Origin of the sequence: Asaia prunellae JCM 25354 (assembly GCF_000613885.1) — a bacterium.
GTDB classification, from domain to species: Bacteria; Pseudomonadota; Alphaproteobacteria; order Acetobacterales; family Acetobacteraceae; genus Asaia; species Asaia prunellae.
The window spans coordinates 18,481-43,698 of the sequence record NZ_BAJV01000013.1 but is presented as its reverse complement, the minus strand read 5'-3'; the positions used below and the strand labels follow the sequence as shown (position 1 = coordinate 43,698).

Sequence of the window (25,218 nt, the reverse complement as noted above, 5' to 3'; positions counted from 1 at the left end):
TATCTGACCGGTTCAGAAACCTGAAGAAAGAGAGACCACGCCTGCGAAGCCACCTCCCACAAAATAGGTGGGCGCCTTACCGGCGATAGTGGTGCCAAAAACGCCTTTGGTGGCATTCCGGTTGAGAGACACACCATTTACTCCAGAGAGATAACCGGATCGTCCCAGGTTGATCAGATTGAGCTGAAGCTGGGGTGTTTTGAGGCTGGTGGTCGTCTGCAAACGATAACCCAGAGAGAGATTGGCGGTGGCAAAGCCTGGAATACGCTCGTCATTCATGAAGGTCGCATAGGTGGGGCCAACATAATGGCCATCGAACAGTCCAAAGAACCGGCCATCATCGTAGGACAGACCGAGCGAGCCCGACAGGGTTGGTGTGCGAACTGGCCGCTTTCCCTTGGTGGGGAGATAATCAGCGCCAGACTGAATATTATTATCGATCGTTGCGTGGATATACTGTCCTGAAAGGTAGGGGCTGAATCCGTGCCATGGCTTGAGTCCAAGCTCAAACTGTGCGCCACGAGCCGTCTGACCACCCCCATTGATGGACTCACTGGTCATTACGCCGTTGAGCACAGTGGTGGTCGCAACCTGCCGATTGGTAAAATTATAATTGAAGACTGCGACCGAAACCGAGAGCAGGCCGTGATGTCGAAAACCCAGCTCTTCTCCAATAGAATATTCCGGCTTGACATCCGAGGATGCGATACGCGTTTGTCGACCTGTCCCGATACTGAAACGGTCCTGATAACTCGAGATGCCGGAAGGCGCACGAAACCCTGTCGTGCCGTTGATGTAAACCTGATCCCGGGGTGTAAGCCTGAATGATGCGGAGAACTGGGGAAGGGGAGAAACATAGCTTGCCCCGTTGCGGAAGCGTGCACCGGGAAGAAGATTGGTGACCGAACGCGATACCATGACCATACGCAGTCCAGCCGAAAGAACCAGTTTGCGATCAAGAAGACTCAACCGGTCAGTCAGAGAAATTGAATTGATCTGTTGTAACAGCCTCGCGTCATATGAAGAAAGTGGAGAACCGGCAGCCGTCAGTATGGGATAGGCGCCCCATTGATTGGATACTCCGCCATCTGCGTCGGGCAGGACATATCGGGACAGGCTTGAGAAATCGTAATAGGAATACCAGTAGCCCAGTGAAAGACGGTTTTTCCCTGTCTCGTAATGCAGGGCACTGTTCAGGCCTGGATGGGACTGGTGATAGTTATCTGTGGCTACAGAAGCAAAGCTGCTACCCTGTGAGGCGGGAACCTGCAAAACGCCCGCCGGGCGATTGCCGTTATAGCTTCCCGTGCGGCTCAACGTTGTCCCATAGCTGTCATATCCCCAGACATAGATGAAGTAAGGCGTGAGATCTAAACTCACGTGCTGGCTTAATTTCAGGGAAACCGGCGCAGAGAGAAAACTTTGCGCACGCGCGTTCTCCTGGAATCTGAAGTAGTTGCTGTCGCCTGGAACATACCGGCTTGTATAATTTGCCTTTGTGCCCATGCGCTGCCACTGCGACAGTGTTGGGGGCAGAAGATAGTAACCCCGCTCGCGATTGAAGGAAAAAATCAGGGATGCAGAGCTTTTCTGGCCCCACTCCTTCATCAGACGCATGTCGGTATGAAAGCGGCGCGACGTACCTGCACCACGCCACTGGTCTGCGCCACGATATGAGAAGGAAGCAAAACCTTTTATTCCTGTTTCCCCCAGACGGCCTGTTTCAAGACGAAGAAACTCACGATTCAGGGAATATGATCCCCAGGACCCACCAATATACCCCCCACGCTCGTCAGACGGTTTTCGCATCCTGACAGACATCTCGCCTCCCACTGCATTATAGAGGGGGGATGCCGTTTCGGCTGCGCCCTGCGCCAGGGTAATCGATGCGATGTTTTCGTTATCTGCCGTGGCGGAAGCATAGGGCACAAGAAATAACGGGGGGGCAGCGGGGACGTTTTCAAACAGATAACCGATTTCCGTCTGATCAAGCCCGCGTATGGAAAGCCCTTGCTGCTCGTCATTCGTCCCGAGTGGATCATTGCCCGAGTATACGACGCCAGGCAGATCGGCAATCATGGCGACAGGAGAGAGTGTGGGCGACTGCCTGGCTATAAAATCCCTGCTCAAACCGCTTTGCGAGCGTGCGGCGTTTTGAGCGGGCATCAGACCACCACCACTGGTTCGGCCTGTTGTGCCATCGGCATTGGCCGGACGACGGCGTACCGTTACAATTTCATGTCTGGACTTGCCGTCTAGCACGCCCTTGGACGGAGTTGCCTTTTCATTGCTACGATCAACTGCCTCTTTCTCTTCGCCCAGAGCCGGACAGGGCTCAACTGAGAGCAGGCAGAGAAGAGAAGTTGTGAAGAGAAGCGCGTATTTCGACAAGCCTGAACGTCCGGTGAAGCTGGGCAGATGAAATCGGGATAGGGAATACGCGTTTCTGTGTAAAATGATATATTATAACAAATCTTGCCTCCTTCTCAGGGATGCTGCACTGGCAATCCTGTTACGGCAGAGCGCTGGCTACTTTGGCGCCAAGACATGAAATCATGGGGATGTTGCGCTGGAGCTCGGTGGTTGACCACCGGGGGATTGGCCGAATTTTCGATGCTGATCACGTGGCATGGGAAAAATCGGACAATTTTTTCAAAATAAAACCGGAGTATACAGGTCGTATTTTTTCACTCTGGACGCAAAAGGGTCGAGGTTGTAACTCTTTGCGGTCAATATCTGACAGATGAAGGAACAGAGCAATCGGAAGGGCTGCTTCATACCAGCGAGACACGAAGGCGGGTGTGACTGCACGACGTCTTTTCGTGGCTTTTCCGGTATTGATTGCCTTTTTGATTTCACTCACGCTTCAAAGTCTCGCTCAACCTGATGAGACACCCCGTTCTGAGATCGAGCGTCTGACAGGCGTCGATATTGCTGCGTCAGTGGACACTCCGGACTGCGATACCGGCATGATGATGCCGATGATCATGACGCACAGGAACGAAAAACCTGGTTCCGGGCGCCATCATCACGACGCTACCTGCGCACTCTGCCCCTTGCTGCAAGTGGGTTTCTTCATTCTCGCTGCGGTTGTGCTGAGTCTTTTCTCTCGCACATTACGCCTCTGCCAGATTGTAACTCTGCATCACTGTCGAGCGCCGCCAGACAAGAGATGGCTGCTTCCTCCGGCTCATGCTCCACCACTGACCTGATCGTATCACTGCGCCCTCTGTCGCCCTCATATCCGGTGTTCCCGGTGATGAGGGTACCGGGAAACTGCTGATTCAATGATTGGGAATTTTGATATGATGCTGCCTTGTTCAGGCGGGTCGCTTCCACTTGCGCGCCTTGTGCTCGGATGCACTTCTGTTCTTGCTCTTCTGTTTTCTTTTGATGCCCATGCTGCATCGGATATATCAGCCGCCTCACCGGGTGATGACGATGGCCCGGTAGAATATCTCAAGGTAGAAGGTATCCGTCGCACAGCGATTCATTCGCCGGATACCGCCTCCCTGCTCAAGGGGGCTCTGGGTTACAGTATGTATTCTGCCGGTGGCATCTCGGCTCTTCCCGTGCTGAACGGCATGGCAGATGATCGCGTCGCCACGATAGTGGATGGCGTGCGCATTGCCTCAGCTTGTCCAAACCACATGAACCCGGCCATGTCCTATATCGATCCGGATAGTGTTTCGACTGCCGAAGCTGTTGCAGGAATAACATCGGTCAGTATTGGCGGCGACAGTACGGGTGGTACAGTCAAGGTCGAAAGGCGTGATCCCCTTTTTGCCAAGAGCGGCAAAATTCTCGTTACCGGCCATGTAAGGGGTGATTATCGCAGTAACGGCGGCGGTTCCGGGGCCTCAGGAACCGTAACGGTTGCCAATGACATATTCAGCCTTCGTTATACCGGTTCCTACAGCCATGCCAGCAACTATCATACGGGTGGCAATGGGCGCCAGGTACGTTCGACCAGCTATCTTTCTTTCAATCATGCTGTCACGGCCGGGCTGAAAAAAGACAATCATCTCCTCGCATTGACATTTGGTCAGCAGGACATCCCGTATGAGGGATTCCCCAATCAATACATGGATATGACCAATAACCGCTCAACCTTCGTCAATGGTAAATACCGGGGAGAATTCAGCTGGGCCACGCTCGATGTGAGAGGCTTCTGGCAGCGTGTTGATCATGTCATGAACATGATGAACGACAAGGGCGGGCACAGTGCGAGCACTGGTATGCCCATGAATACCGATGCCCGGACGGCGGGTTACGCGATCGATCTGACTATTCCGCTTTCGACCCGGCACAGCATCAAAGTCGGCAGCAGTTTCGATCATAACGGGCTCAATGACTGGTGGCCTCCGTTGACGGGAAGCATGATGATGGGGCCCGGCACATTCCACAATATCAATAACGGGCATCGCGATCGTCTTGGTCATTACATCGAATGGAATGCTCAATGGACACGTCGTTTCTCGACACAACTTGGATTGAGAAACGATCTGGTCATGATGAATACCGGCAAGGTTGCACCCTACTCCTGGTCGGGCATGATGCAGATGGCTGACATCATGGCAGCCAGGCGCTTTAATGCTGCGTCTCGTGGACGGACTGATACCAATTTCGATGTAACGGCAACAGCCCGCTGGCATGTGCTTGATAGCCTCATGATAGAAGGCGGTTATGCACGCAAGACGCGCTCTCCTAACCTTTACGAACGGTATGCATGGGGGCGGGGTACTATGGCCATGCGTATGATCGGATGGTTTGGTGATGGCAATGGTTATGTCGGCAATCTGAATCTGCATCCTGAAATTGCCAATACCGCCAGCATGACCGTGACATGGCATGATCAAAGGGGAGGGGTGGAGCCTGAGGCTTCAGCCGTTTTACACCTATACGGAGGGCTATATTAATGTTGTCCGCGTTGGTGCCCAGAGCAACGGACTGTCATTGCTGCAATTCGTCAACCATAACGCCCAGAGTTATGGGCTGAACGGATCGGGGCAGTACCGTCTGTGGAATTCAGAGCGTTTCGGGCAGGGCAAGGTTGTCAGCACCTTCAGTTGGGTGCGCGGACAGGATTTCGTCACCCATTCAGCTCTACCATCAGATGCCGGTCAACGGGACGATCGGGTTGCATGAGACCTGGCAGAATCTGACGGGTCGTATGGATATTACACTGGTCAAGAAAAAATCGACTGTTGACTGGCTGCGCAATGAGCCAAGAACCCCTGGCTATGCCTTGCTAGGGCTGGGCGCGAGTTATCGCTGGCGCAAACTCACACTCGACGCCAGCATCGAGAACGTGATGAACCAGAAATATTACCTGCCTTTGGGTGGGTTGTCGCTCGGCGATTATAAACAGACCGGGGTTCTGGGACACTGGCGGGGCTGGGGCGCTCATTCAATCTGAGTCTGACCGCCGCATTCTGATTTTCAGGCTTTGAGTGCTCTTCAAGGCTTGGCGTCGTGACGCCGATAGAGTATCGCGCCTGATTGAGGCCGCGTTCGTTCATGGAATGATCATGGGGGAGCGCGCGACAATCTGGTTGTCAGCACTATTCGTTCCGTGCGGTGACAATAGGGGGCAGAGGGCACTTTTCCTAAAACAGATGCAGGCATGAAGGAGGGAAAATGACGGAACTGGATGATGGGTACCGAACAGCTGCAGTACCCGCTCAACGCATGCCTCTTCAGGCCATGGTTCTGCTTTCTCTGGCGGCCTTTGTCACGCTTCTGACCGAAATCATGCCTGCCGGATTGCTGTCAGCTCTTTCCAGGGGATTGGGAGTTACACAGGCTGTCGGAGGGCAGTTCATCACGGCTTTTGCCCTGGGAGCCCTTTGCTCAGCGTTACCGTCTACGGCATTTACCCACCGTATGGCTCGCAAGAGATTGCTCCTTGCTGGTCTCGTAGGGTTCACACTGGTCAATATAGGCAATGCGCTTGTCAGCAGTTTCACACTGGCGCTTTGTCTGCGCTTCATGGCTGGTGCCTGCGGCGGTCTGGTCTGGGCGATGTTCGCCGGATATGCAACCAGGCTTGCCCCGGAGGGGCAGCGGGGGCGCGCCATAGCCCTTGCCGGATCCGGCGTGACCCTTGCTCTTGTCCTTGGGGCGCCTCTGAGTGCCTTCATCGGGCAGATGATTGGTTGGCGAGGTGCTTTCGCGACGCTCGGCGTTCTCTCATTCATACTGTTATGCTGGTCAGGAGCTGTTCTGCCTGATGCTCCTGGAAGTCAGGGAACCGTGAGATTCAGCCTTTTCGGTACACTGCGCATATCAGGGATTCTGGCCAATCTGACGCTCATCTTCAGTTTCGTCGCAGCGCATAGCCTGCTTTACGTCTATATCGAGCCGCTTCTCGTACCGTCTGGCCTGAGTTCCCATGTGGATGGACTTCTTCTGCTTTTCGGTGGAGGATCAGTTGGAGGTCTGGTTGTTACAGGGATGTTGATTGATCGACATCTCGGCCCGTTGATATCGGTCAGCATTCTCATCTTTGCTGCGGCTCTTGTGGTGCTGGCCTGTGGTCTTGCTCATCCGATCCCGGTAGTTCTGGCAATTCTCATCTGGGGTGTTACAACCGGCGGGTTTGCCGCGCTGACACAGAATGCAATGGCACATATAGGTGGGAACGCCATTGATGTGGCCCAGGCTATGGCCACCACAGCCTGGAACCTGGCGGTCTCATCCGGAGGGCTGCTCGGAGGCGTGCTCCTTACTCATGGTTCTGTAGTCACCTTGCCTCAGGTAGCCATTGCGCTTCTGTTCGTTGGCCTGGCTGCTTCATCAGTGGATTGCGTCCCCTGCTCGGCCAGTCAGGATCCCGATAAGTTTCAGAGAGTCTTTACGTGCGTCAGACGAAGTCGGCGCTTTCTGATGGCTTTGATACCGAGACTTGCGGCGGAGACAATGACAACAGTCGCTGCGATGCTTAGTGCCAGAGATTGCATATCCGTCATGGCGTAGTGTTCGTGTATTGGGCCCCACCATCTCATGGTAAATTCTCCCTTATCCTGAGGGTGTCGGCGGTTTGGCCCTTATCTGGCTCTTCGAGGCCCTTGATAAGAGGCTGGACCGCGCGACTGGGGAAACAATGCGCCCCGAACGTATCGCCGTCAATATTTATAAAATAATCATAACGTTAAAATTAGTATAGTTTGATATAAATCAAGAAATATGGTTTTGATCTAGATCAAATATACTATTTGTTAATTTTTCCGGATTTATGTACAATAGTCACAATATATGAAAAGCCTTTGAGGCGTCCACGGATAATTATCAAGTCTCCACGCAATGATTTATAATATACCAAGGTATATTAGCCGGAAACCAAAGAGAATATGGCTGCCAACGTCTCCGTCTATTAGGACGACCCTTACAGGAGGGTCGTATGATGATCGATCGGAAAAACATAAATCTCCTCGCGCTTCTCGAAGTTTTTTTTTCGCGTTCGCCTGGGTACTTCGCCAGTTCTGTGGGATGGATCTCGATCTCGCTTGCCTTCTTTTCCGCCACGGCTTCTGTTGCCTGCGCCGCGGAAGGCGGGAAAAACCAGACATCGGACACGACGCGGGGGAACAAGACATCTTCTCAGGTGAAAGAGAAAAGCAGAACAGCAGTTACTGCCGAAATAATACAGGTGGCACGCAACCCTCATCATACCATCCGCCCAAACGAAACCATCCTGACTCCTTCGGACTGGCGCAATGTTCTGAGTGGGTCGAACCCCCTTGCGCTTCTGTCACAAGCGCCGGGTGTCTCGTATACGGCATCAGATGCCTATGGCCTCGATGAGTCCGATGCGAGCCTGTTTCTGCGCGGTTTCCATATGAATGAGCTGGGTATTCTTTTTGAGAACATTCCTCTTAACGAGACAAGCTTCGGTACGTTGAATGGTACGAATGTCGGGAATATCAGTGTGCCTGACACAATCGGCTCGGTTTACGTCTCTCCCGGCACATCCAGAGAGAATACATTTTCGAACAGCAATAATGGTGGTGAGATACGTTACAATCTGCTTGCTCCTGCAGACAAAACCGGGCTTTCTGTCAATCAGGGTATAGGCAGCAATAATACGCTTGTAACTACCCTGGTAGGGCAAAGCGGTCAGATTGGCACCTCGGGACCGAAGCTGATGGCCGGCTTCCAGCGTATCAGTAAAGACAAATACCAGGGCGCTGGTAGCCAGTATATGGTGCGTGGCAATGTCAAGGCCACCCAGGACGTAGACTGGGGAACATTTTCGGCTTTTTTCTCTGCGTCCAATGCGCGTATCTGGGGCTATAATGATGTCTCGTTCGGGATGGTTGACCGGCTTGGCTGGCGCGGTTCAGATTACAGCTACCCTGATTATGCCAGCGCCTACCATGCTGCTCTGCCTGAGAATGCAGATGAGTCCTGCGGGGTCTATACATGCGCAGAGAGGGCTGCCCTGACCCCTTATGACAGTGGACAGGTATCACGTGACCTGATTGGTTCACTTGCTCATGATTTCCGCATATCCAGGGCGCTGACGGGCAAAGCCGTGTTTTACGGTGCCACAACCTACACCAACGCCAGTGTATCAGATCCGACAACGCCATCCGAAACCGGCGCGCCCTTCTCCGAACAGGTCTGGCATTCGGGGGTGAGGCGCTTCGGGGGGTCTTTCGAACTGGATTATCATATCGGCCGTCATCATCTTTCGGCCGGAATCTGGCAGGAGAAGGCGCATTCCGACGCGAACCAGGCATGGTATAACGAACCCCTGCTTGGTCACGGTGCGCCACTCAAGGCGATCGGTCCATTTACTACTTATGGTCCGGCTTTCCAGATGGCCAATCTTTCAACATGGAACACTACGTCCCAACAGATCTTTCTGCATGATAACTGGAAAATCAACGATGTCCTGATGCTGGGCGCTGGATTCAAAGCCGTGAATTTTGTTTCCGATGGTGGTGGTACAGGTGTCGATGATGCACCGTATGGGCGGCTGCGATCTCAGGCGGGGTTTCTGCCTCATCTATCGGTACTCTGGCGATACAATAACAGCGATGATCTCTTCATCGACGCTGCACAAACGCAAAGCGCTTATCGTCTCTCTCCCAGAGGTAATATCGGCTATTCCGCATCAATATGGTCTGCGTCAGACCAGGAAAGCTTCAATCAGGCCCTGGCCCGTATCAGGCCTGAACGTGATACGACCGTGACGATTGGCGGTCATCTGAAACGACATTGGCTGACGCTCTCATGGGACGGCTATTTCAGCCTGGTGGAAAACCGTCTTGTGTCTGCATCAGTTGGAACGCTTCACAGCCCGGTCAACACAGTCGGCACGGTACGCGCCTCTCATATCTGGGGTGGTGATGTCGCTGCAAGCCTGCCAATAGGGCAACATCTTACCCTGCGTCAGTCTCTCTCGGTCAGCCGCTTCCGTTATGGTGGCGATCTTTTTATCGATGATGAAAAATTCGCACTCAGGGGTAAGGCGCAACCAGGCTACCCGGAACTGAGCCTTCAGACGAGCGCGCTGTTCCATATATCGCATCTGGAAGTGGGCGCGACGAATATCGTCTATCTCAACCGCCCGTTCTCCTATACCAACGATATCACGGGACCGAATTACTGGAACATGACCGCTTTTGCGTCGTGGAAATTCGAGCGTCATGGCATGGTACCGCCTGTCACGGCACGGTTTGATGTTTACAATCTCATGAATAGCAAGATGATCGGCAACCTGAATGTCGATGGTGCGCCGTTCTCAGGAGATTACCAGACAATGCAACGTTCTGCACCGCGTCAGATGGTCATCAGTCTTGGAACAAGTTTCTGAAGAGGGCGTCATGCAGGGTCACCGCTTTACATGCTATTTTCATCCATTCTGTCTTGTGGTGATCATTGTTGCCATTTTCGTAGCCGATACGCTGACCCATTATGAAGTCGCAATGCCGGTGTTGTATACGGTTGTCATTCTCTATGCCGCACTGGTCATAAGGCGCGGCTATATTGGCCTTCTTACTCTCATCTGCCTTGCACTCACGGGCGTGAGTTTTTTCTTTACTGTCAGAGGAAACATACCAAGTGGCTTGATCAATCTGGGTCTGAGCACAGCTGCCATTGTTATTACGGCTTTTCTTTCATTCAGGATGCTTCTTGCCAAAGATCTCGCGCTGAGCACACAGGAGCGCCTGGCACGCATTACTACCGCCCAGACACTGAGTGGACTGACCACGTCCATCGTACATGAACTCAATCAGCCTCTGGCTGCCGTCACGATGAGCAGTCAGGCCTGCAAGAGATGGCTCTCCCTTTCACCCCCCGATTTCGAGCGTGCACGCAATGCGCTTTCGCGGATTGATGCTGATGCAACGCGCGCAGCTGCCATTCTGTCCCGTATGCGTGCCCTCACAAAGGGAGGTACTCCAGAAGCGCAACGTTTTTCGCTTGGGCAGCTGTCGGCGAAGTACTCGCGATGCTGCGCGGGCGACTTGATCAGCATGGCATCACCCATCGTTTTGTCGAGATGCATGATCCGGTCATGGCCTTTGCTGATCCAGTCCAGATCCAGCAGATCACGGGCAATCTGCTTTCCAATGCAATTGACGCAATCATTGCAACCAAACAGGCAGGTGGTCATATCGAGACACGCATCTGGCTGGAGGAAGGTCATGCCTGCTGTCGGATCGAAGATAATGGTGTGGGTATACCGCCAGGTCTTGCTGCGCATCTTTTCGAAGCATTCTGGACAAGCAAGGAAGAGGGGACTGGTATCGGTCTTGCAATAAGCCGCAATCTCGTTGAAGCGAATAAAGGGCAGATCTGGGTCATGCAGGACCAGAAGAAAGGTACAGCATTCTGTTTCAGAATACCGGCTTCAGTGAGCCGGTCAGGCAAAGAGGAGGGATAATCGTGACACCCCTTCCCAAGATACAGGGGCAGTACCCTTGTGTTGATATTATTGATGATGATGAGTCGATCCGTCAGGCACTGGAAGATCTGCTTATGTCAGTAGGTCATAAAGTCAGATGTTTTCCAGATGCGGAGTCCTATTTGCGCGCCACAGCACCATATGGTCCTTGTTGCCTTATTCTCGACATCAGGATGCCCGGTCTCTCCGGGATGGATTTTCACCGGCGCCTGAGAGAACAGAACATGCTGACTCCCGTGATCTTCATCACCGGACACGGAGATATCGCTATGGGTGTCGAGGCGATGAAGAATGGTGCCATAGAGTTTCTGACCAAGCCTTTCCGCGAGCTTGATCTGCTTGATGCCATCAACCGCGGTCTGGCCAAGGATGAGGTACGGCTGAAAGTCCGGCAGGAAAACGCATCTCTTCTGAGACGCTGGGAGGGGCTGACTGATGGAGAAAAAGCGGTTGCCTTGCGCGTGGTGGAAGGCTTTCTCAACAAACAGACCGCTGCAGAACTCGATCTGAGCGAGATTACGGTAAAGGTCCGACGCGCCAATCTGATGCGAAAAATGGAGGCCGCCACGTTACCTGATCTCGTCAGGCAACTGGACCGGCTTCGTGCATGCCCTGAGTTTGATAAGACTGGGCGTGGTTGAAGCAACGCAAAAGGGCGCGTCAAGCGCCCTTTCCGTCAGTGTTAACGCCGGAAATTATGTGATTTTATGAACAGAGTCAGTTTTTAGGCCAGCCACTGATCACGGCATCCTTTACCGATTGAGGTAGAGGTACATAATCAAGCTTTACGGCATCAGGATTGCCATTCTTCAACGCATAACCAAAAAAATCCTTTACGGCCTTGCTTTGTGCAGGATCTTTCGGATCTGTCGGTACGAGCACGAAAGTCGCACTCATGATTGGCCATGCATTGGCGCCAGCGATATCAAGCAGGTCAACAGCATAATGATCGGCATGGGTCCAATCGGCATGCGCTGCCGAGGCTGCAAAGCTGGCTGAGCTAGGGCTGATAAAGGCACCATCATGATCCCGCAGCTGCGCCATATTCAGATGATTGCGGCTGGCATAGGCATATTCAACATAGCCGATACCCCCCTCAGATTCCTTTACACCGGCCGCAACACCATCATTGCCCCGGGCGCCGGCACCGCCTGCCCAGGCAATGGAAGTACCGGCACCGAACTTGCCTTTCCATGTATCGGAGACCTTGGAAAGATAGGAGGTAAATACGAAGCTTGTTCCGGAAGCATCGGCACGGTGGATTGGAGCAACGTCAGAATCAGGCAGTTTGAGGCCCGGATTCAGTGCTGCGATACGAGGGTCGTTCCAGGTCGAGATCGTGCCATCGTACAGACCCGCGATGGTCGGGCCGTCAAGTCTGAGTTTTCCGGGCTCGATCCCGGGCACATTCACGATCACAACAATCCCACCCATGACCGTAGGAAACTGATAGAGCTTGTTGCTCTCCAGCTTGGCTGCTTGCATAGGCTTGTCAGATGCGCCGAAATCGACTGTGCGCGCTATTGCCTGATTCTGTCCGGCACCGGAGCCGACACTCTGGTAATTGACTGACGTACCTATTGCCTTTTGTACCGTCTCACCCCAGGCGCCATAGATCGGTGCGGCGAAGCTCGATCCCGCCCCGGTGATGGTGGCTGCGTTCGATACACCGCAGCTTAAGGCCAGGGAGAGAGAAAGAGCACCGAAAATACGCGAAAGCTGCATTGTGTGACCTCGACAGATCTGGATGACCGGCCTTACCTATCGGTCGCTGAAATGGAAAGATACACAAATAAGATGATAGTTTTGTGAAACGCTGTCTGGTTCTGAACAGGTCTGAACGTGCTGATTTCGCATAGTACTCTGATTACTGATCTTCGTAATCAGACACAGAGAAGACCCCCTCAGGAAAGGGGGCATCTGTCGCGTGAAAGAAGAAAATCAGAAAGTAACCCCGGTCTCCAGATCAAGTAGCAAGGCATTCTTGTAACGGTTGGTACCGCCTGGATGCCAGATATATTGAAGGCCGGGACGGATGGTCAGCCAGGGTGTGGGACGCCAGCCGTAATTGAGTTCGCCAGCGTGTTCGCCGCTGGGTTTCAGCAGGCCCGTATCGCCTCCCTGCTGTGCCTGCAAGGCACTGACATAGGAACCGAGTTTTGGGTTTACGAAATTGAATTTGCCACCAAGGCTGATTGTATCGTTCGGACGATTCCAGAATGTCCCTTTGCGCACAATACCCCAGGTGATGAAGTAAGGCGCAATTGCCGTGCGTGGATCACCCCATGTGAAGGAGAGGAACGCCACTGTGGAACGCGATGAATCGCCTTTGTCACGCTGAAGCATCTGGTCGGCCATGAACCACCCGCCGTAACGGCCACGTACTTTTTCGATGGGTAATGTGCCGAGCACAGCGTTGGGCAGCTCAAACCCTGCAAGCTGTGAGTAGACGTTCTTGACCTCGGACGTATCCCAGTACCCGCCGAACTTGACGTTGGTCGGCAATCGCCCAGCGCTGTCAGTGCCGCCAAAATGGTAGCCGACCTGGAAGGGCAGGTAGGCACCCGTTGAATTGTGTAGCCCGAGTTTCCAGGCGTAACCCGTATTGGAAATGGTCGGATCAACGTTATAGATGCCGGCTGAGACCAGCATACGTTCGTCGCCGAAGGGATAGAGTTTGAGAAAGGCGCCCGGATGCGCGGTCGGGTAATAGCCATAGCCGGAATTGCTTGCCAGAGCCTGCGGCATACCGCAGATCGCATTTGACTCAAACTGGCAGTAAAGGCTCATGCCCCAGTGCATGGTGGACTGACCGAAATCGTTTTCGGTGTTGATCCAGCCTATCTCGGTATCCGCATAGCGGTTCCACTGCATTTCCCATGAGAGGCGGGTAAAACGGATCGTCTCACCAGAGCCGAAGATCTGCTGCGGGCTGTTAAGAGTAGACAGCTTTTGACCAATACCCAGACCAGCACGTTCTGTCAGCAGAATATGGAACATGCCGTAATTATGGCCGGTCAACTGGGCGAAATTAACGTCTGCCCCGATACCGACCTCATGCGCATACCGCACAACCTGGGTTTTTCCACCTACTGGGTTGCCGGCACTATCCTGCAGATAATGACCCTGAGGGGTGATACCCATATTCTGCAGTTTCGTACGCAATCCTCCCCAGTCACCTGTCATTGTGGGTTGCTTCAGCCAGTCCGAGAAGCTTTTGGGAAGCAGGGCTTCGTCCCCGGGGACAGGAATGAAAGGATGACGTACCGTACCCAGAGTGGGTTGGGACCGATCATAAGGACTACCGAACAAACTGGCCGGACTGTCTTTGGCTGATCCCGGCTGAATGTTTGTCGGGGATTGTTTTTCGGTTGGATCAAGCGTTGCCGCTGTCTCGTTACTGGAACTCGTTTGCTGGCTTGCATCTTCGGCATAGGCCTGAGCCCCCAGAAAGCAGCTTCCCAGCAACGTTCCGGCGACCCAGAGAGAACGAAGCCCTCGACTTCTTGAAACAGGCATGTTTGTCCGCATTCTCTGGTCTGAGAGTTGGCCCTTGAGGGCTGATCAGCTTCGTCCTACCGATATTTCATTTTATGACAAGGGGATTGACATTTAACGCTGCGGACCCACCATTTGGGTTTGCTTGAGTGATTTTTGCGCAACACAAAATGTCACACTGATTATTTATATAAATCGAAAAAACCGTTAGGTATTTGTTGTATTATGTTAACGGTTTTGGCTGGTACAAAACCGAATATACCATTGTCCCGTACCCCTGAAGACATGGAAACCTGATAGTTTTTAACTATATGAGAATGTCGATCGTAACAGGTTGACGATTTTTGGTGATGATTTTTTTTACAAATTTTGTCTTCCGGGGACGCCTGAAAATTCGGAAGTGCCTGAGAGTACGAGAATCGCTGGCAGGAGTACCGAGTACTCAGATGTCGCTGCATTACGGGAGAAATTCCGTCATTTGTGTCTTGGGGCGTGGGTATATATCCCCACGCCGCAGCAGATAGCGAATCATCCCCTCAGAACCAGCTTCTGACTCCGAATGTCAGGCGCAGATTACCAGCGCTTTCATTCTGCTCACGCGCAAAGCGGCGCGCCTGTTCTAACGCACCCCCATATGTAAGAGCGATATAGGGGGCAAATTTGCGCCAGAATTCGTAACGCAGTCTCAATCCGGTATCAATTTCGGATAAGCCGGCGCCATTCCCGCGGAGCCTATCGGCTTTCGAATAGAGATTAAGCTCTATCTGAGGCTGCAGGATCAGACGGTTCGTAATCGGTATATCGTAAGATCCCTGAAAACGACCGGCAAATCGTCCACGATCACTGACATAAGCCGTTGCCTGAACTTCAAACTGATAGAGGGCCAGCCCCTGTATCCCGAATGCCCCCCAGGTTCTGGTTGGTCCACTATCGAGATCGACGCGTACGCCACCCTGAATGTCGAAATAGGTCGAGACAGACCGACTATAAAGAAACTCCTGAACACCGTCGCTCATGCGTCCCCTTGTCAGGCTACCCTCGGAACGCAGCCAAAGCCGGTTATAATCCCCTCCGACCCAGGCTTCACCATCCCATCGGAAGGTGGAATTTGCTCCCGCCACGCGCCCTTCAAACTGGTTGAGCAGACCATGGACCATATGCCCTGATCCATGACCGGCATGATGCCATCTATATAGCTCGGCATGGTCCCGTGAGCTGTTGTGGTGACAGTCTGGGCCTTGGCCTGGCAGAGGAAAAAAGAGGCGAGTGCCATGACTAGGGTTTTCAGAGACAGGCGGCTCATGACACCACCACCGTTCTGAACATGCCCAGATGCATATGGTAGATCAGATGACAGTGAAATGCCCACATTCCGGGTGTGTCTGCCGTTACGAGATAACTCAGTCTCGAGCCTGGCTGGGAGATGATCGTATGCTTGTTGGGTCGGCTATCACCCTGGCCGTTTTCCAGCTCGCTCCAGAAACCATGGAGATGAATGGGGTGTTCCATCATCGTATCGTTGATGAGTGTGATGCGGACACGTTCATTGAGTGTCAGATGGATCGGATCGGCTTCCGAAAATTTTTTCGCGTCGAACCCCCAGATATAGCGCATCATGTTGCCGGTCAGATGCAGGACAATTTCGCGCGTCGGCGGACGCAGGTCAGGTGCAGGGCTCAATGCGCGGAGCATGGCATAGGTCAGAACCCTGCGACCATTGTTTCCCAGTCCATCTCCAGGCTCGGCCAAGCGGTTGACCGGATCCAGGGCGACATTCTGGTTCTCCACATTTCTAGGAGGTGGGCCTGGATCCTCAACTACGAGATGGGAAGACGCAGAAGATCTGTTTTCATGGGTTGACGGCGCGGAATGGGATGATGTCATGCCGCTCATGCCGCTCATGCCGCTCATGCCGCTCATGCCAGGGCTTTGCGCTTCCATCCGGCCCATACCCATGTCGATCATACTGCGCACAGGACGCGGATCCATGGGTGGGATCGGCCCTGTCATGCCCTTACGCGGCGCGAGTGTGCCGCGCGCATAGCCGGTACGATCTTCAGCCTGCACAAAAATTGTCCAGGCCCGATCCTCTGTTGGTTGTACGATCAGATCATAGGTTTCTGCCGGAGCAATGCGAAATTCGTCGACAGGAACAGGTTCTACATCCTGACCATCCGCTGCAATAATGGAGAAGGACAAACCCGGGATACGAAAATCAAATAATGTCATGGCCGAGGCATTGATCACCCTCAGGCGGATCTTTTCGCCTGGTGAAAAAAGAGCCGTCCAGTTAGCATCGGGTGAGTGGCCATTGATCAGATAGCTGTAGATCACTCCGCTGACATCAGAGATGTCCGTTGCAGACATTCGCATACGCGACCACATGAGCCGGTTGTCAATCGCATTGCCCAAGCCATTCTGTCGGGCTTCATGAAAGAGCGATGCGACAGTGCGCTGGCGAAAATTATAATAATCGTCCTGCTGTTTGAGATTGCTTATGATGTCATGCGGGGCGACATCGCTCCAGTCTGACAGCACCATGACATAATCCCGGGCACAGTCGTATGGGCGGGTCGGGGCATCTCTGGGATCGATCACAATCGCACCGAAAAGCCCCTGTGCTTCCTGCATCCCTGAATGGCTATGATACCAGTAGGTCCCTGACTGCCGAAGCGGGAAACGATAGGTAAAGCTGCCCTTTGCCGGTATGCCGGCAAAGCTTACGCCGGGCACGCCATCCATATCAGCCGGCAGACGAATGCCATGCCAGTGAATTGATGTCTGCGTATCAAGCCTGTTGATGACCTCGATCATCATGTCATCGCCTTCGCGCCAGCGTAGTGTTGGCGCCGGGACACTGCCATTGACAGTATATCCCTTGCTCTCGCGTGAACCGATGACCCAAGGACGGGTTTCGATGGTCAGCGTATGCCGGGATGACGCAACGGGTGGTATGGCTGAAGCCTCTACCAGGGAAGAAAGGCGGGTATCTGGCTCTGCTTTGGTGCAGGCCACAAGGCCGAGGCCACCCAATCCCGTGACAAAATGCCTGCGGGAGAGTGTGGCCCCATGACGGGGACGTGTATTCATGAAACGGATCCTGAGCGGATGAACAGGACATGGCCTGGCAGACATGCTGCGGCCATGGGAGGTCAGAGCGTCAGGTAATTTCTGGGCGGTCTCGGGTCAGGGGGAGATCTGCATCCGTCAAGGGCAAAGCTGCGCGTTATTTCGAATCCCGTGCGAACACTTGCAAACGGTGTGGCAAGTCCGCTGATACTCGGCGCTGCAAAGCCTGAAAGGCAGGAAGGCGAGGGCAGGCAGCCACTACAGCCATGCTCATGCGTAGTATGATGCACAGGTATCTTCTCATGCGTCATACAGTTTGAACCGACCATACTGACTTGTTGCGGGACGGCATGATTGTGATCGCATGCAGAACGCGCTGCCTGTGCGGGCAGAATGCCGCGCAGAGCAAGGCAGAACGTCGTAAGAAGAACGATCACAAAATAACGACGCGACCTCAGCATGAGCCCCTTATGGTTGTGAAACTTCCCCACTGTCTCAGAGCTGCGAGTTGATTGCAACAGCTTTGATGCCTAACTATTGGCTCTCATGGGCCAGTGGAGAAAAACATCATGAGTGACGTATTGCATTTCAAGGTAGAAGGTATGTCCTGTGGCGGCTGCTCCAGCAAGCTGCAAAAGAACCTGTCGGAAATTCCGGGCGTGGAGAGCGTCAGTGCCAGTCATGAGACCGGTGCGGTCGATGTAACCTGTGGTACGAAACCGGTACCGAGAAGCGCGATCGAGACAGTCATCGAAGAAACCGGTTTCGACGTCGTCCGCTGCTGAGACGCCACCGGGCTGGGAGTTCCGGATGAAAACAGATCTCAGCCTGCAATAGTATCGCAATCTAACGGATATCAGGAACCGAGGCTCATGTCTGTCCAGATTTTCGATCTCGAAGTGACCGGCATGAGCTGTGCAGCGTGCGCAGCCAGACTTGAGAAAATGCTCAATCGCCAGATGGACCTCGAAGCCAGTGTTAATTTCGCTTCGTCGCGCGCCGTCATCAGGCGAGCTTCGGATGCTCCCGACCTGGCTGCCATAGAGAAAATCGTGGAAAAGACCGGTTTTGGTCTGGCGCATCGCGAAACTGCGCTCGAAATAACCGGCATGAGTTGCGCCGCATGTTCAACGCGTATCGAGAAAATACTCAACCGTCTTCCCGGTGTAACTGCATCTGTTAATCTGGCAACCGGGCAGGCACATATCCAGAGCCTGTCCGGGACAATCACTGATTCAGATCTTATCAGATCAGTTGAAAAGGCTGGTTTCTCGGCGGTGCTCCTGCAGGAGCAGCAGAAAACCCTGAAGGCTCCCTCCGAGCATCGTCGGGCACTGGTTGATCTCGTCGTGGCAGCTGTTTTCTGCTTGCCGTTTGTTGTCGAGATGACCGGCATGGCCTTCGGGAGGCACGCTCTGGTTCCGCTCTGGTTACAGTGTTTCTGCGCGTCGGTTATACAATTCTACTCGGCCCGTCACTTCTATCGCAGTGCATGGCATGCTCTGCGCACGGGATCGGCCAACATGAACGTGCTTGTCTGTCTCGGGACGAGCATTGCCTATGGCTTCAGCCTTTCTGTTACGCTCTTTGATCTGGATCAGCCTGTCTATTTTGAGGCCGGTGCCTTTGTTATCTTTCTGGTCTCTGTCGGGCGCCTGCTAGAAGAGCGCGCACGGCGCAAGGCGGCTTCTGGTCTGGAGGCGCTACTCGGTCTCAGACCGGAAACAGCCAATCGTGTCGAAGGAGAGCAGATTGTCATTTGTCCGGTTGCTTCGCTGAGACCGGGAGATGTGTTTCTGCTTAAACCCGGTGAGGTCGTGCCGGTCGATGGTGAAGTTATTGATGGCGAAACCGAGATCAATGAATCCATGCTGACTGGTGAGGCCACCCCCGTGTTTCGCCGCACAGGCGATACAGTCTATGCAGGAACCCTGAATACGACAGGTGTATTACGCGCTCGTGCGACCGCTCTGGGAAGTGAAACAGCGCTGGCGCGTATCGTGGCGCTGGTTTCACGGGCTCAGGGTTCCAAGGCACCGATACAGAGGCTGGCTGACCAGGTATCGGCAATTTTCGTTCCAGCCATCATCGTTATCGCATTACTGACCTTCGTGATCGGATGGTATGTAACAGCCAGTGCAGGCTGGAGCCTTGTTTCCGCTATATCAGTGCTGGTTATTGCCTGCCCATGTTCACTCGGACTCGCAACACCTACCGCCCTCATGGTGGGTACCGGCAAGGCGGCCTCTGCCGGCATTCTCTTCCGTAACGCCGAAGCACTGGAAAGAGCCTGCCGCCTGACTGTGCTGGCATTTGACAAGACAGGTACCATTACACTCGGCGCACCAGCTGTGTGTGACATCGTGCCAGCTTCTGGCCTGACAACCGAAGAGCTGCTGACGATTGCTGCCGCATTGGAGGCAAATTCCGAACATCCGCTTGGCCGGGCAATCGTTGAGGAAGCGAGGGCACGAGATATAGGGCGTTCAATGCAGCTGGAGCGTTTCCGCGCTGTGCCAGGCAAGGGAATTGAAGCCTGGCAGGGAAGTGATCGCTACCTGATCGGCACGCAGGATTATCTGCGAGAGGAGAGCATCGGGCTGAGTCAGGCCACTCTACCACATGGAGCCGTTACGCAGGCTCTTGTAGCACGGAATGATGTTTTTCTCGGGACAATCACGCTTGCTGACCAGATGCGCCCTGAAGCCAAGGCCATGATCAGTTGGTTGCACGAACAGGATATCCGGTCCGTGATGCTTACGGGTGATAGTCAGGAAGCAGCCGATTCAATCGCGTCACAAGCAGGTATCAATCAGGTCTCTGCCAGACTTCGCCCGGAGGGAAAGGTCGCGGCCATAGAAGCATTGCGTGGACCCGGACAGGTAGTCGGGATGACAGGTGACGGGATCAATGACGCACCTGCGCTTGCTGCGGCTGATATCAGCATTGCGATAGGGTCAGGATCAGCAGCCGCTATGGAAACGGCTGATCTGGTACTGATGAGCCCGGACTTGCGTGCCATTCAGGATGCGCTTTCGCTCTCACGTGCGACCGTAAGAAAGATAAAACAAAATCTTTTCTTTGCTTTCGGCTACAATCTTGCAGCAATCCCCCTCGCTGCCTGCGGGTTCCTCAGTCCTGCTATTGCAGGCGGAGCCATGGCGCTCAGCTCTGTTTCGGTCGTGAGTAATTCACTGCTACTCAACCGCTGGCGGTCCCGACGCAATACTTAATAGATAAAAATAGACATCAAATAGCTATGATTTGTAAAACAAATACTATAATAAATTTATAATTGTGTTTTTCTAACTATTTCAGGAGCGGAAAAAGCTCTGCTACGACTTCGTATTCCGGAACATCCTAGAGAAATTTGATCCTCTAACAATATAGCGGAAAATCCCTGACTTCTTCGCCGCTTTGCGGCAGCCAGTTGCGATAAAGATAGAGGGATTCTAGTTCAAGATTGTCCGTATTACCGGCAACGCGCATCATCGCATAACGACCGAGGGAATGATGCCTGTCTTCATAACGTCGTTATACCAACTCCTGTTTGTTAAAGCCCATGTGCCCAGCGCCGGACAGATCACTCCGAAAATCTAGGCCGAACGTGTGCGCTGATCAGCAGGCACGCATGGACGGGTGCCGCACCTGGCCCAGCGACGCGTCAGCTTCGTTTTCTGACCGATCCTCGCCTCGTCGCCCCACCAGAGTTCGATGGCCTTGCCGGAATGCCGGGCCCGGCATCCCGGCTATGACGTCGGGGAAGCTTTTAAAAAGGTTCTAGGCCTCGGGATCCTAGGCATGGTGCCGGGGACGTCCCGTCAGAAGGCGGAAATCGAGGCCCCCGATAACAGCGCTCAGCTGGCTGCGCGAAAGAAAGACGCCGAATTGCTCATAAAGTCATTGCCCCAGATCAGCCCGCCGCCAGCGCACCATCCCATGCACGGCAGCGATCGGGTCGTCCTCGATCGGGCGCATCAGGCTTCCAACATGGCTGGTGTCAGGCGGGTAACGACACCGCCCCATGATGATCCCGCACGCCATCAGGGCCCTCGGCGTTGAAACGCACCACCTAGTCCCGCACAATCTGCCGATCTGTCCCTGCCAGTCGTACCGCGTCTCCGCGTGAAGCACATCCTAGATCGGCGCCAGCGCCAGAGCACGCAGTACCGCCGCATCGTAATCCTCACGCAACACTAATGCCCCGCCCATTCGGATGCCTCCCGCCCGGTTCGGCATCCTGTAAATCACAATGTCAAGGTTTCTTATTAATGCCAGTGATGAAGGGGTTAATATTTAACGCGAGTTGAAGGGGCTAAAGTCAATGATAGGCCATGTTCTATCTAATATTTCTCCATACTGCTTTGCTTCTTTGCTCTTTGCCAGATCCAACATAATACTTAGTGCTGCTACAAGCAGAGGCTGATTCGTCTTTGACAAAAATTCCACGTAATGCTTGATTCCTCCTGGATCTGGAGCTCTTCCAAGTATTTTTTGATATGCATCATGTATAAATGTTATGCTAGACACCCGGTAGTCCTGAATTGAGGACCCTTTCAATTTTTCCTCATTTTCTCTGACTATATCAACTATAGATAAAGAACTTTTTATATTGTTATCCTTGTTTATAGCAGGAAGCAATTTTGTTTCCTGATCGAGTGGTCGATTGTTTTCTGGTGGAGCTCCGTTTTCCAAAGATCTGATAAGATCTTCTTTACTTACTACAAATGCTTGATCAATTTGGTAATCAGATGCTGGAGCTTTTCCAAAATTTTCCGAATTTCGATCCATGATATCATTGGATATATCATAATTTTCGATATAAAATTCACGTTCAATAAACAAGTATGTTTTTCTGTGAGGTGCAATTTCGAATGTTAGAGATGACAAATCTCCGAAAACCAGATTCGCATTACCCAAAATCTCTTTTGTTACGATATCATTGGACTTTATTATCTTTGCTTTATTAAAAAAATTATCAATATTAAGTTCGGTCTGAGATGGATGCAGAAGGTAAGTTATGTTTTCCATATCAGGAAGAGTGATTATTGCCTCTCTGCGTAGGCCCCAAGAGAAAATAACAACAATATTCAGATCGACAATATCATCTGATGTGTCATTCTCAATACTCTGAAATTCTCTTGCCTTAGGATAATCACCAAGACGAAATTTTAATTTTTCTTCGGGATAGAGGCGCTGAAGACGCTCAAGCCACATTAGGCTTGGAGCGAAATAATAATCATACGTAAGAAATGCTTCACTATGAGTAAACGATTTGAATGGAGATATACCGTGCTCTACTCCTATAAGAATATAGCTCCAGCGTGGGCGAATAATATTTAACATCTCTACACTTCTACCTGGAGATGCACACACTATTACAGGAAATTTAGAGGTAATTAATGTTTCTAATTCTTTTACGCAATCTTTACTTTCTTTGGAGATCAAAATTAATTGGGCATCATTTTTTATTATGCAAGCCTCTTCCCAGATGGGGCGAAGGCTCATGAGATCTTTCTCTTCCGCAGCGAAGAATATAAGGTCAATAGAATCAGAATTTTTTTTCATGATAATCTCTCGAAATAAAATTAATAATTTGCTATTACTTTGTCTATTGCTTTTTCATGAAAAGAGTTCTCAATAGAATATGAAAAGTTTGTCGCAATATTGTTTTTCAAGAAGGTTGTCGATATTCCTTCTGTTCTAGGCAAATACATAACTTGACATATATCTGCAAGAAAATCGAACTCACCTACCCAGTCATCACCCATAGTAAAAATATTAATATTATACTTAGTTATATCAATTCTTTTTTGCTCCCAATCTGTTTCCGGAAAGGTACCATCAACGTACTGACAAGACGAAAGTATTTCACAGCGTTCCTCAAATGAATTTACAGATTTTTTATTTTTCTTTTTATTGAACTCATCAGTTGATACTCCCACCAAAAGGCGGTCCCCGAGCATTTTCGCTCGCTTAAGTAGGCGAACGTGACCTACATGGAAAAGATCAAAGGTACCATAAGTAACAACTGTAACCATTCAGCAATATCCTTTAACTGTGGGATTGGCAGATCTTTGAAATTTTTATATCACAAAACTTTCACAAAACGGAAATACAAAAAGATTATTTTATCAGACAAATCATTTAAGGTACCGACTGGCCCAAGAAGATTTTTTGGTCTCGAAAAACACACAATGCTTCTGTGAAATATAATGTTGGGTTACATAGGGGTCTGCGATCTATTCGGACCGGGAATGATCCAGATCAATACCTACAATAACCATAAGCTGACAGGACGATCCAAGATTAAAACAAACATATCATTAACTCTAAATATGACATTGGAAATTATTCGTATTATCATCAATACTAAATAAGTATATTTAATATCAGTGATAATATTTATTTATTATTTGATAAAGTTTGGTTGAACCTGGCAAGGTTAGATTACCCTAGGCTCAGGACACATAGCCGGAACATGACGGTAGCGGCGAGGCAGACGGCTGAGAAGAAGACGGTCGGGCATCTGTCGTAGCGTTTGGCGACGCGCCTCCAGTCCTTGAGCCGGCCGGACATGATCTCGATACAATTGCGGCGCCGGTATTGGCGTTTGTCGTAATTCACGGGCGTCGTGCGGGATCTCCGGCCTGGAATGCAGGGTCTGATCCCCGTTTCCTCCAGCCTGTCCCTGAACCAGTTGGTATCATAGCCGCGATCAGCCAGGAGCCATCTTGCGGTGCGCATTCAGGTGGGTCGCGTCCATCATGATCGTCTGGTAATCCAGTCTGCCGGTCGCCAGACCATCCATCATCCGGGCAAAGATCCCCATGCCGCCTCAACGTTTCCAGCGATTGTAGAGCGTCTTATGCGAGCTACACTCTTGCGGAGCATCCCGCCAGCGCAGCCCGTTGCGGTTCACGAAGATGATCCCGCTCAATACACGCCGGTCATCAACGCGCGGCCTGCCATGGCCCCATGGAAAAGCGCTCCAGACGCGCCATCTGCTCGTCCGTCAGCCAGTACAGGTCGCTCATCTTCAGTCTCCTTGCAAAGCCTGAAACAGATCTACCCACCCAAATCAATCAGTCCTGAGCCTAGGGCATCATATGATAACAACGTTTATAGTAAATTGATTTTCAATAAGCGTTGGGTACTTCTCCGTGACAGTTTCTGATCTATTATCTGTTTTCAATAATGTAGATCTAATTGGGAATTTGGTCTCCTGATTGTCAGAAGCTGGCATCATTGGTAAATCTCCGAACTGCTTGTGATATCTCTCCCGACGGGGTTTATCATACCGTTACATTTGATGGTCGAACGATATGGATAAGAGATATGGTTCGTGACGCGCATCAACTCGATACACATTCCCTGACTTTCAGTATTATCACGACGGGGCACCCCCAGATGAACGTCAAAGTCGAGTTGGTGGGTGGCCGTCTTCGTACCGTAACTGCTGTAGGCAGGGATGGTCATGTCTATATTGAGCATGGTCATACGCTCTCAAATGATAAACCAGCCCTCATTCTTGAGAAATGTTCGTCCTCTACCCCTGCTTCCTGGGAATGACGAAAATCTGGACCCACGGCCCAGATCATTGGTTTTCGGGTTCATCTGCCATGATTATTACCGGAAAAACCATGCTGTTTGCCTGAGAGCTGTGTCATCTTGCCCTCTTGGAACACAAAAGGCCTAGCGAGTAGAACAAGATGCATTTCTGCACGGTCGAT

Annotated in this window: 15 protein-coding genes and 5 pseudogenes; 10 read left to right on the top strand and 10 right to left on the bottom strand. The window is 52.0% G+C overall.

Annotated elements, in window-relative coordinates:
- Nucleotides 1–12: 12 nt before the first annotated feature.
- The gene (locus JCM25354_RS11630; RefSeq protein WP_025886144.1) at nucleotides 13–2,391 is read right to left on the bottom strand and encodes a TonB-dependent receptor; all 2,379 of its coding nucleotides are present in this window, start codon (nucleotides 2,389–2,391) and stop codon (nucleotides 13–15) included.
- Nucleotides 2,392–2,801: 410 nt separating this feature from the next.
- Here JCM25354_RS11630 and JCM25354_RS18520 point away from each other — a divergent pair, with 410 nt between their 5' ends.
- The 7 genes and pseudogenes from JCM25354_RS18520 to JCM25354_RS11595 all read left to right on the top strand — a co-directional run bounded on the left by JCM25354_RS18520 (nucleotide 2,802) and on the right by JCM25354_RS11595 (nucleotide 11,559).
- Nucleotides 2,802–3,212 carry a hypothetical protein gene (locus JCM25354_RS18520; protein WP_035447617.1) on the top strand — a complete coding sequence of 137 codons (411 nt, stop codon included), beginning with the start codon at nucleotides 2,802–2,804 and terminating at the stop codon, nucleotides 3,210–3,212.
- Nucleotides 3,213–3,308: 96 nt separating this feature from the next.
- A pseudogene (locus tag JCM25354_RS18515) lies at nucleotides 3,309–5,439 on the top strand (TonB-dependent receptor).
- Nucleotides 5,440–5,640: 201 nt separating this feature from the next.
- Nucleotides 5,641–6,978 carry an MFS transporter gene (locus JCM25354_RS18510; protein ID WP_025886143.1) on the top strand — a complete coding sequence of 446 codons (1,338 nt, stop codon included), beginning with the start codon at nucleotides 5,641–5,643 and terminating at the stop codon, nucleotides 6,976–6,978.
- A 673-nt stretch (nucleotides 6,979–7,651) separates the two neighbouring features.
- Nucleotides 7,652–9,823 (top strand): TonB-dependent receptor, encoded by a 2,172-nt coding sequence (locus JCM25354_RS11605; RefSeq protein WP_148301503.1) that lies wholly within the window; start codon nucleotides 7,652–7,654, stop codon nucleotides 9,821–9,823.
- Nucleotides 9,732–10,394 (top strand): annotated as a pseudogene (locus JCM25354_RS23505) (histidine kinase dimerization/phospho-acceptor domain-containing protein); the annotation flags it as partial. The gene JCM25354_RS11605 and the pseudogene JCM25354_RS23505, both read left to right, overlap by 92 nt.
- 68 nt (nucleotides 10,395–10,462) lie before the next feature.
- Complete coding sequence (locus tag JCM25354_RS22635) at nucleotides 10,463–10,897, top strand: sensor histidine kinase (RefSeq protein WP_051537376.1); 435 nt, start codon at nucleotides 10,463–10,465, stop codon at nucleotides 10,895–10,897.
- A gap of 2 nt (nucleotides 10,898–10,899) precedes the next feature.
- The gene (locus JCM25354_RS11595; RefSeq protein WP_025886141.1) at nucleotides 10,900–11,559 is read left to right on the top strand and encodes a response regulator transcription factor; all 660 of its coding nucleotides are present in this window, start codon (nucleotides 10,900–10,902) and stop codon (nucleotides 11,557–11,559) included.
- A gap of 76 nt (nucleotides 11,560–11,635) precedes the next feature.
- On the opposite strand, the gene pstS is transcribed toward JCM25354_RS11595, so the two are convergent.
- The 5 genes and pseudogenes from pstS to JCM25354_RS11565 form a co-directional block, all read right to left on the bottom strand.
- Nucleotides 11,636–12,643, bottom strand: coding sequence for a phosphate ABC transporter substrate-binding protein PstS (gene pstS, locus JCM25354_RS11590; protein WP_025886140.1), 1,008 nt, complete (start codon nucleotides 12,641–12,643; stop codon nucleotides 11,636–11,638).
- A gap of 216 nt (nucleotides 12,644–12,859) precedes the next feature.
- Nucleotides 12,860–14,437: a carbohydrate porin gene (locus tag JCM25354_RS11585; protein WP_025886139.1), complete on the bottom strand. Its 1,578-nt coding sequence runs from the start codon at nucleotides 14,435–14,437 to the stop codon at nucleotides 12,860–12,862.
- Between the two features lie 515 nt (nucleotides 14,438–14,952).
- Nucleotides 14,953–15,689 (bottom strand): annotated as a pseudogene (locus JCM25354_RS18500) (copper resistance protein B).
- Between the two features lie 26 nt (nucleotides 15,690–15,715).
- Nucleotides 15,716–17,506 (bottom strand): copper resistance system multicopper oxidase, encoded by a 1,791-nt coding sequence (locus tag JCM25354_RS11570; protein ID WP_025886138.1) that lies wholly within the window; start codon nucleotides 17,504–17,506, stop codon nucleotides 15,716–15,718.
- 62 nt (nucleotides 17,507–17,568) lie between these two features.
- Nucleotides 17,569–17,946 carry a hypothetical protein gene (locus tag JCM25354_RS11565; RefSeq protein ID WP_025886137.1) on the bottom strand — a complete coding sequence of 126 codons (378 nt, stop codon included), beginning with the start codon at nucleotides 17,944–17,946 and terminating at the stop codon, nucleotides 17,569–17,571.
- A gap of 108 nt (nucleotides 17,947–18,054) precedes the next feature.
- On the opposite strand from JCM25354_RS11565, the gene JCM25354_RS11560 reads away from it, so the two are divergent.
- Nucleotides 18,055–18,270 carry a heavy-metal-associated domain-containing protein gene (locus JCM25354_RS11560; RefSeq protein ID WP_025886136.1) on the top strand — a complete coding sequence of 72 codons (216 nt, stop codon included), beginning with the start codon at nucleotides 18,055–18,057 and terminating at the stop codon, nucleotides 18,268–18,270.
- Between the two features lie 87 nt (nucleotides 18,271–18,357).
- Nucleotides 18,358–20,718: a heavy metal translocating P-type ATPase gene (locus JCM25354_RS11555; RefSeq protein WP_025886135.1), complete on the top strand. Its 2,361-nt coding sequence runs from the start codon at nucleotides 18,358–18,360 to the stop codon at nucleotides 20,716–20,718.
- Nucleotides 20,719–21,018: 300 nt separating this feature from the next.
- Here the strand turns inward: JCM25354_RS11555 and JCM25354_RS20760 are convergent.
- From JCM25354_RS20760 to JCM25354_RS20755, 4 genes and pseudogenes are all read right to left on the bottom strand, one after another.
- Nucleotides 21,019–21,697: pseudogene (locus tag JCM25354_RS20760) on the bottom strand (winged helix-turn-helix domain-containing protein); the annotation flags it as partial.
- Between the two features lie 84 nt (nucleotides 21,698–21,781).
- A complete protein-coding gene (locus JCM25354_RS11545; protein ID WP_025886133.1) occupies nucleotides 21,782–23,053 on the bottom strand; it encodes a DUF4214 domain-containing protein in 1,272 nt (423 codons plus the stop codon).
- Between the two features lie 20 nt (nucleotides 23,054–23,073).
- Nucleotides 23,074–23,526: an adenylyltransferase/cytidyltransferase family protein gene (locus JCM25354_RS11540; RefSeq protein WP_025886132.1), complete on the bottom strand. Its 453-nt coding sequence runs from the start codon at nucleotides 23,524–23,526 to the stop codon at nucleotides 23,074–23,076.
- Nucleotides 23,527–23,935: 409 nt separating this feature from the next.
- Nucleotides 23,936–24,522 (bottom strand): annotated as a pseudogene (locus JCM25354_RS20755) (transposase).
- Nucleotides 24,523–24,823: 301 nt separating this feature from the next.
- Between JCM25354_RS20755 and JCM25354_RS11525 the strand changes: the two are divergent.
- The gene (locus JCM25354_RS11525; RefSeq protein ID WP_025886131.1) at nucleotides 24,824–25,057 is read left to right on the top strand and encodes a hypothetical protein; all 234 of its coding nucleotides are present in this window, start codon (nucleotides 24,824–24,826) and stop codon (nucleotides 25,055–25,057) included.
- Nucleotides 25,058–25,218: the final 161 nt, after the last annotated feature.

What these genes read in the sequence shown, in the direction of transcription:
- JCM25354_RS18510 (WP_025886143.1), top strand. Translation starts at nt 5,641, where the DNA reads ATGACGGAACTGGATGATGGGTACCGAACAGCTGCAGTACCCGCTCAA.
- JCM25354_RS22635 (WP_051537376.1), top strand. Translation starts at nt 10,463, where the DNA reads ATGCTGCGCGGGCGACTTGATCAGCATGGCATCACCCATCGTTTTGTC.
- pstS (WP_025886140.1), bottom strand. Translation starts at nt 12,643, where the DNA reads ATGCAGCTTTCGCGTATTTTCGGTGCTCTTTCTCTCTCCCTGGCCTTA.
- JCM25354_RS11585 (WP_025886139.1), bottom strand. Translation starts at nt 14,437, where the DNA reads ATGCCTGTTTCAAGAAGTCGAGGGCTTCGTTCTCTCTGGGTCGCCGGA.
- JCM25354_RS11570 (WP_025886138.1), bottom strand. Translation starts at nt 17,506, where the DNA reads ATGAATACACGTCCCCGTCATGGGGCCACACTCTCCCGCAGGCATTTT.
- JCM25354_RS11565 (WP_025886137.1), bottom strand. Translation starts at nt 17,946, where the DNA reads ATGCTGAGGTCGCGTCGTTATTTTGTGATCGTTCTTCTTACGACGTTC.
- JCM25354_RS11560 (WP_025886136.1), top strand. Translation starts at nt 18,055, where the DNA reads ATGAGTGACGTATTGCATTTCAAGGTAGAAGGTATGTCCTGTGGCGGC.
- JCM25354_RS11555 (WP_025886135.1), top strand. Translation starts at nt 18,358, where the DNA reads ATGTCTGTCCAGATTTTCGATCTCGAAGTGACCGGCATGAGCTGTGCA.
- JCM25354_RS11545 (WP_025886133.1), bottom strand. Translation starts at nt 23,053, where the DNA reads ATGAAAAAAAATTCTGATTCTATTGACCTTATATTCTTCGCTGCGGAA.
- JCM25354_RS11540 (WP_025886132.1), bottom strand. Translation starts at nt 23,526, where the DNA reads ATGGTTACAGTTGTTACTTATGGTACCTTTGATCTTTTCCATGTAGGT.
- JCM25354_RS11525 (WP_025886131.1), top strand. Translation starts at nt 24,824, where the DNA reads ATGGTTCGTGACGCGCATCAACTCGATACACATTCCCTGACTTTCAGT.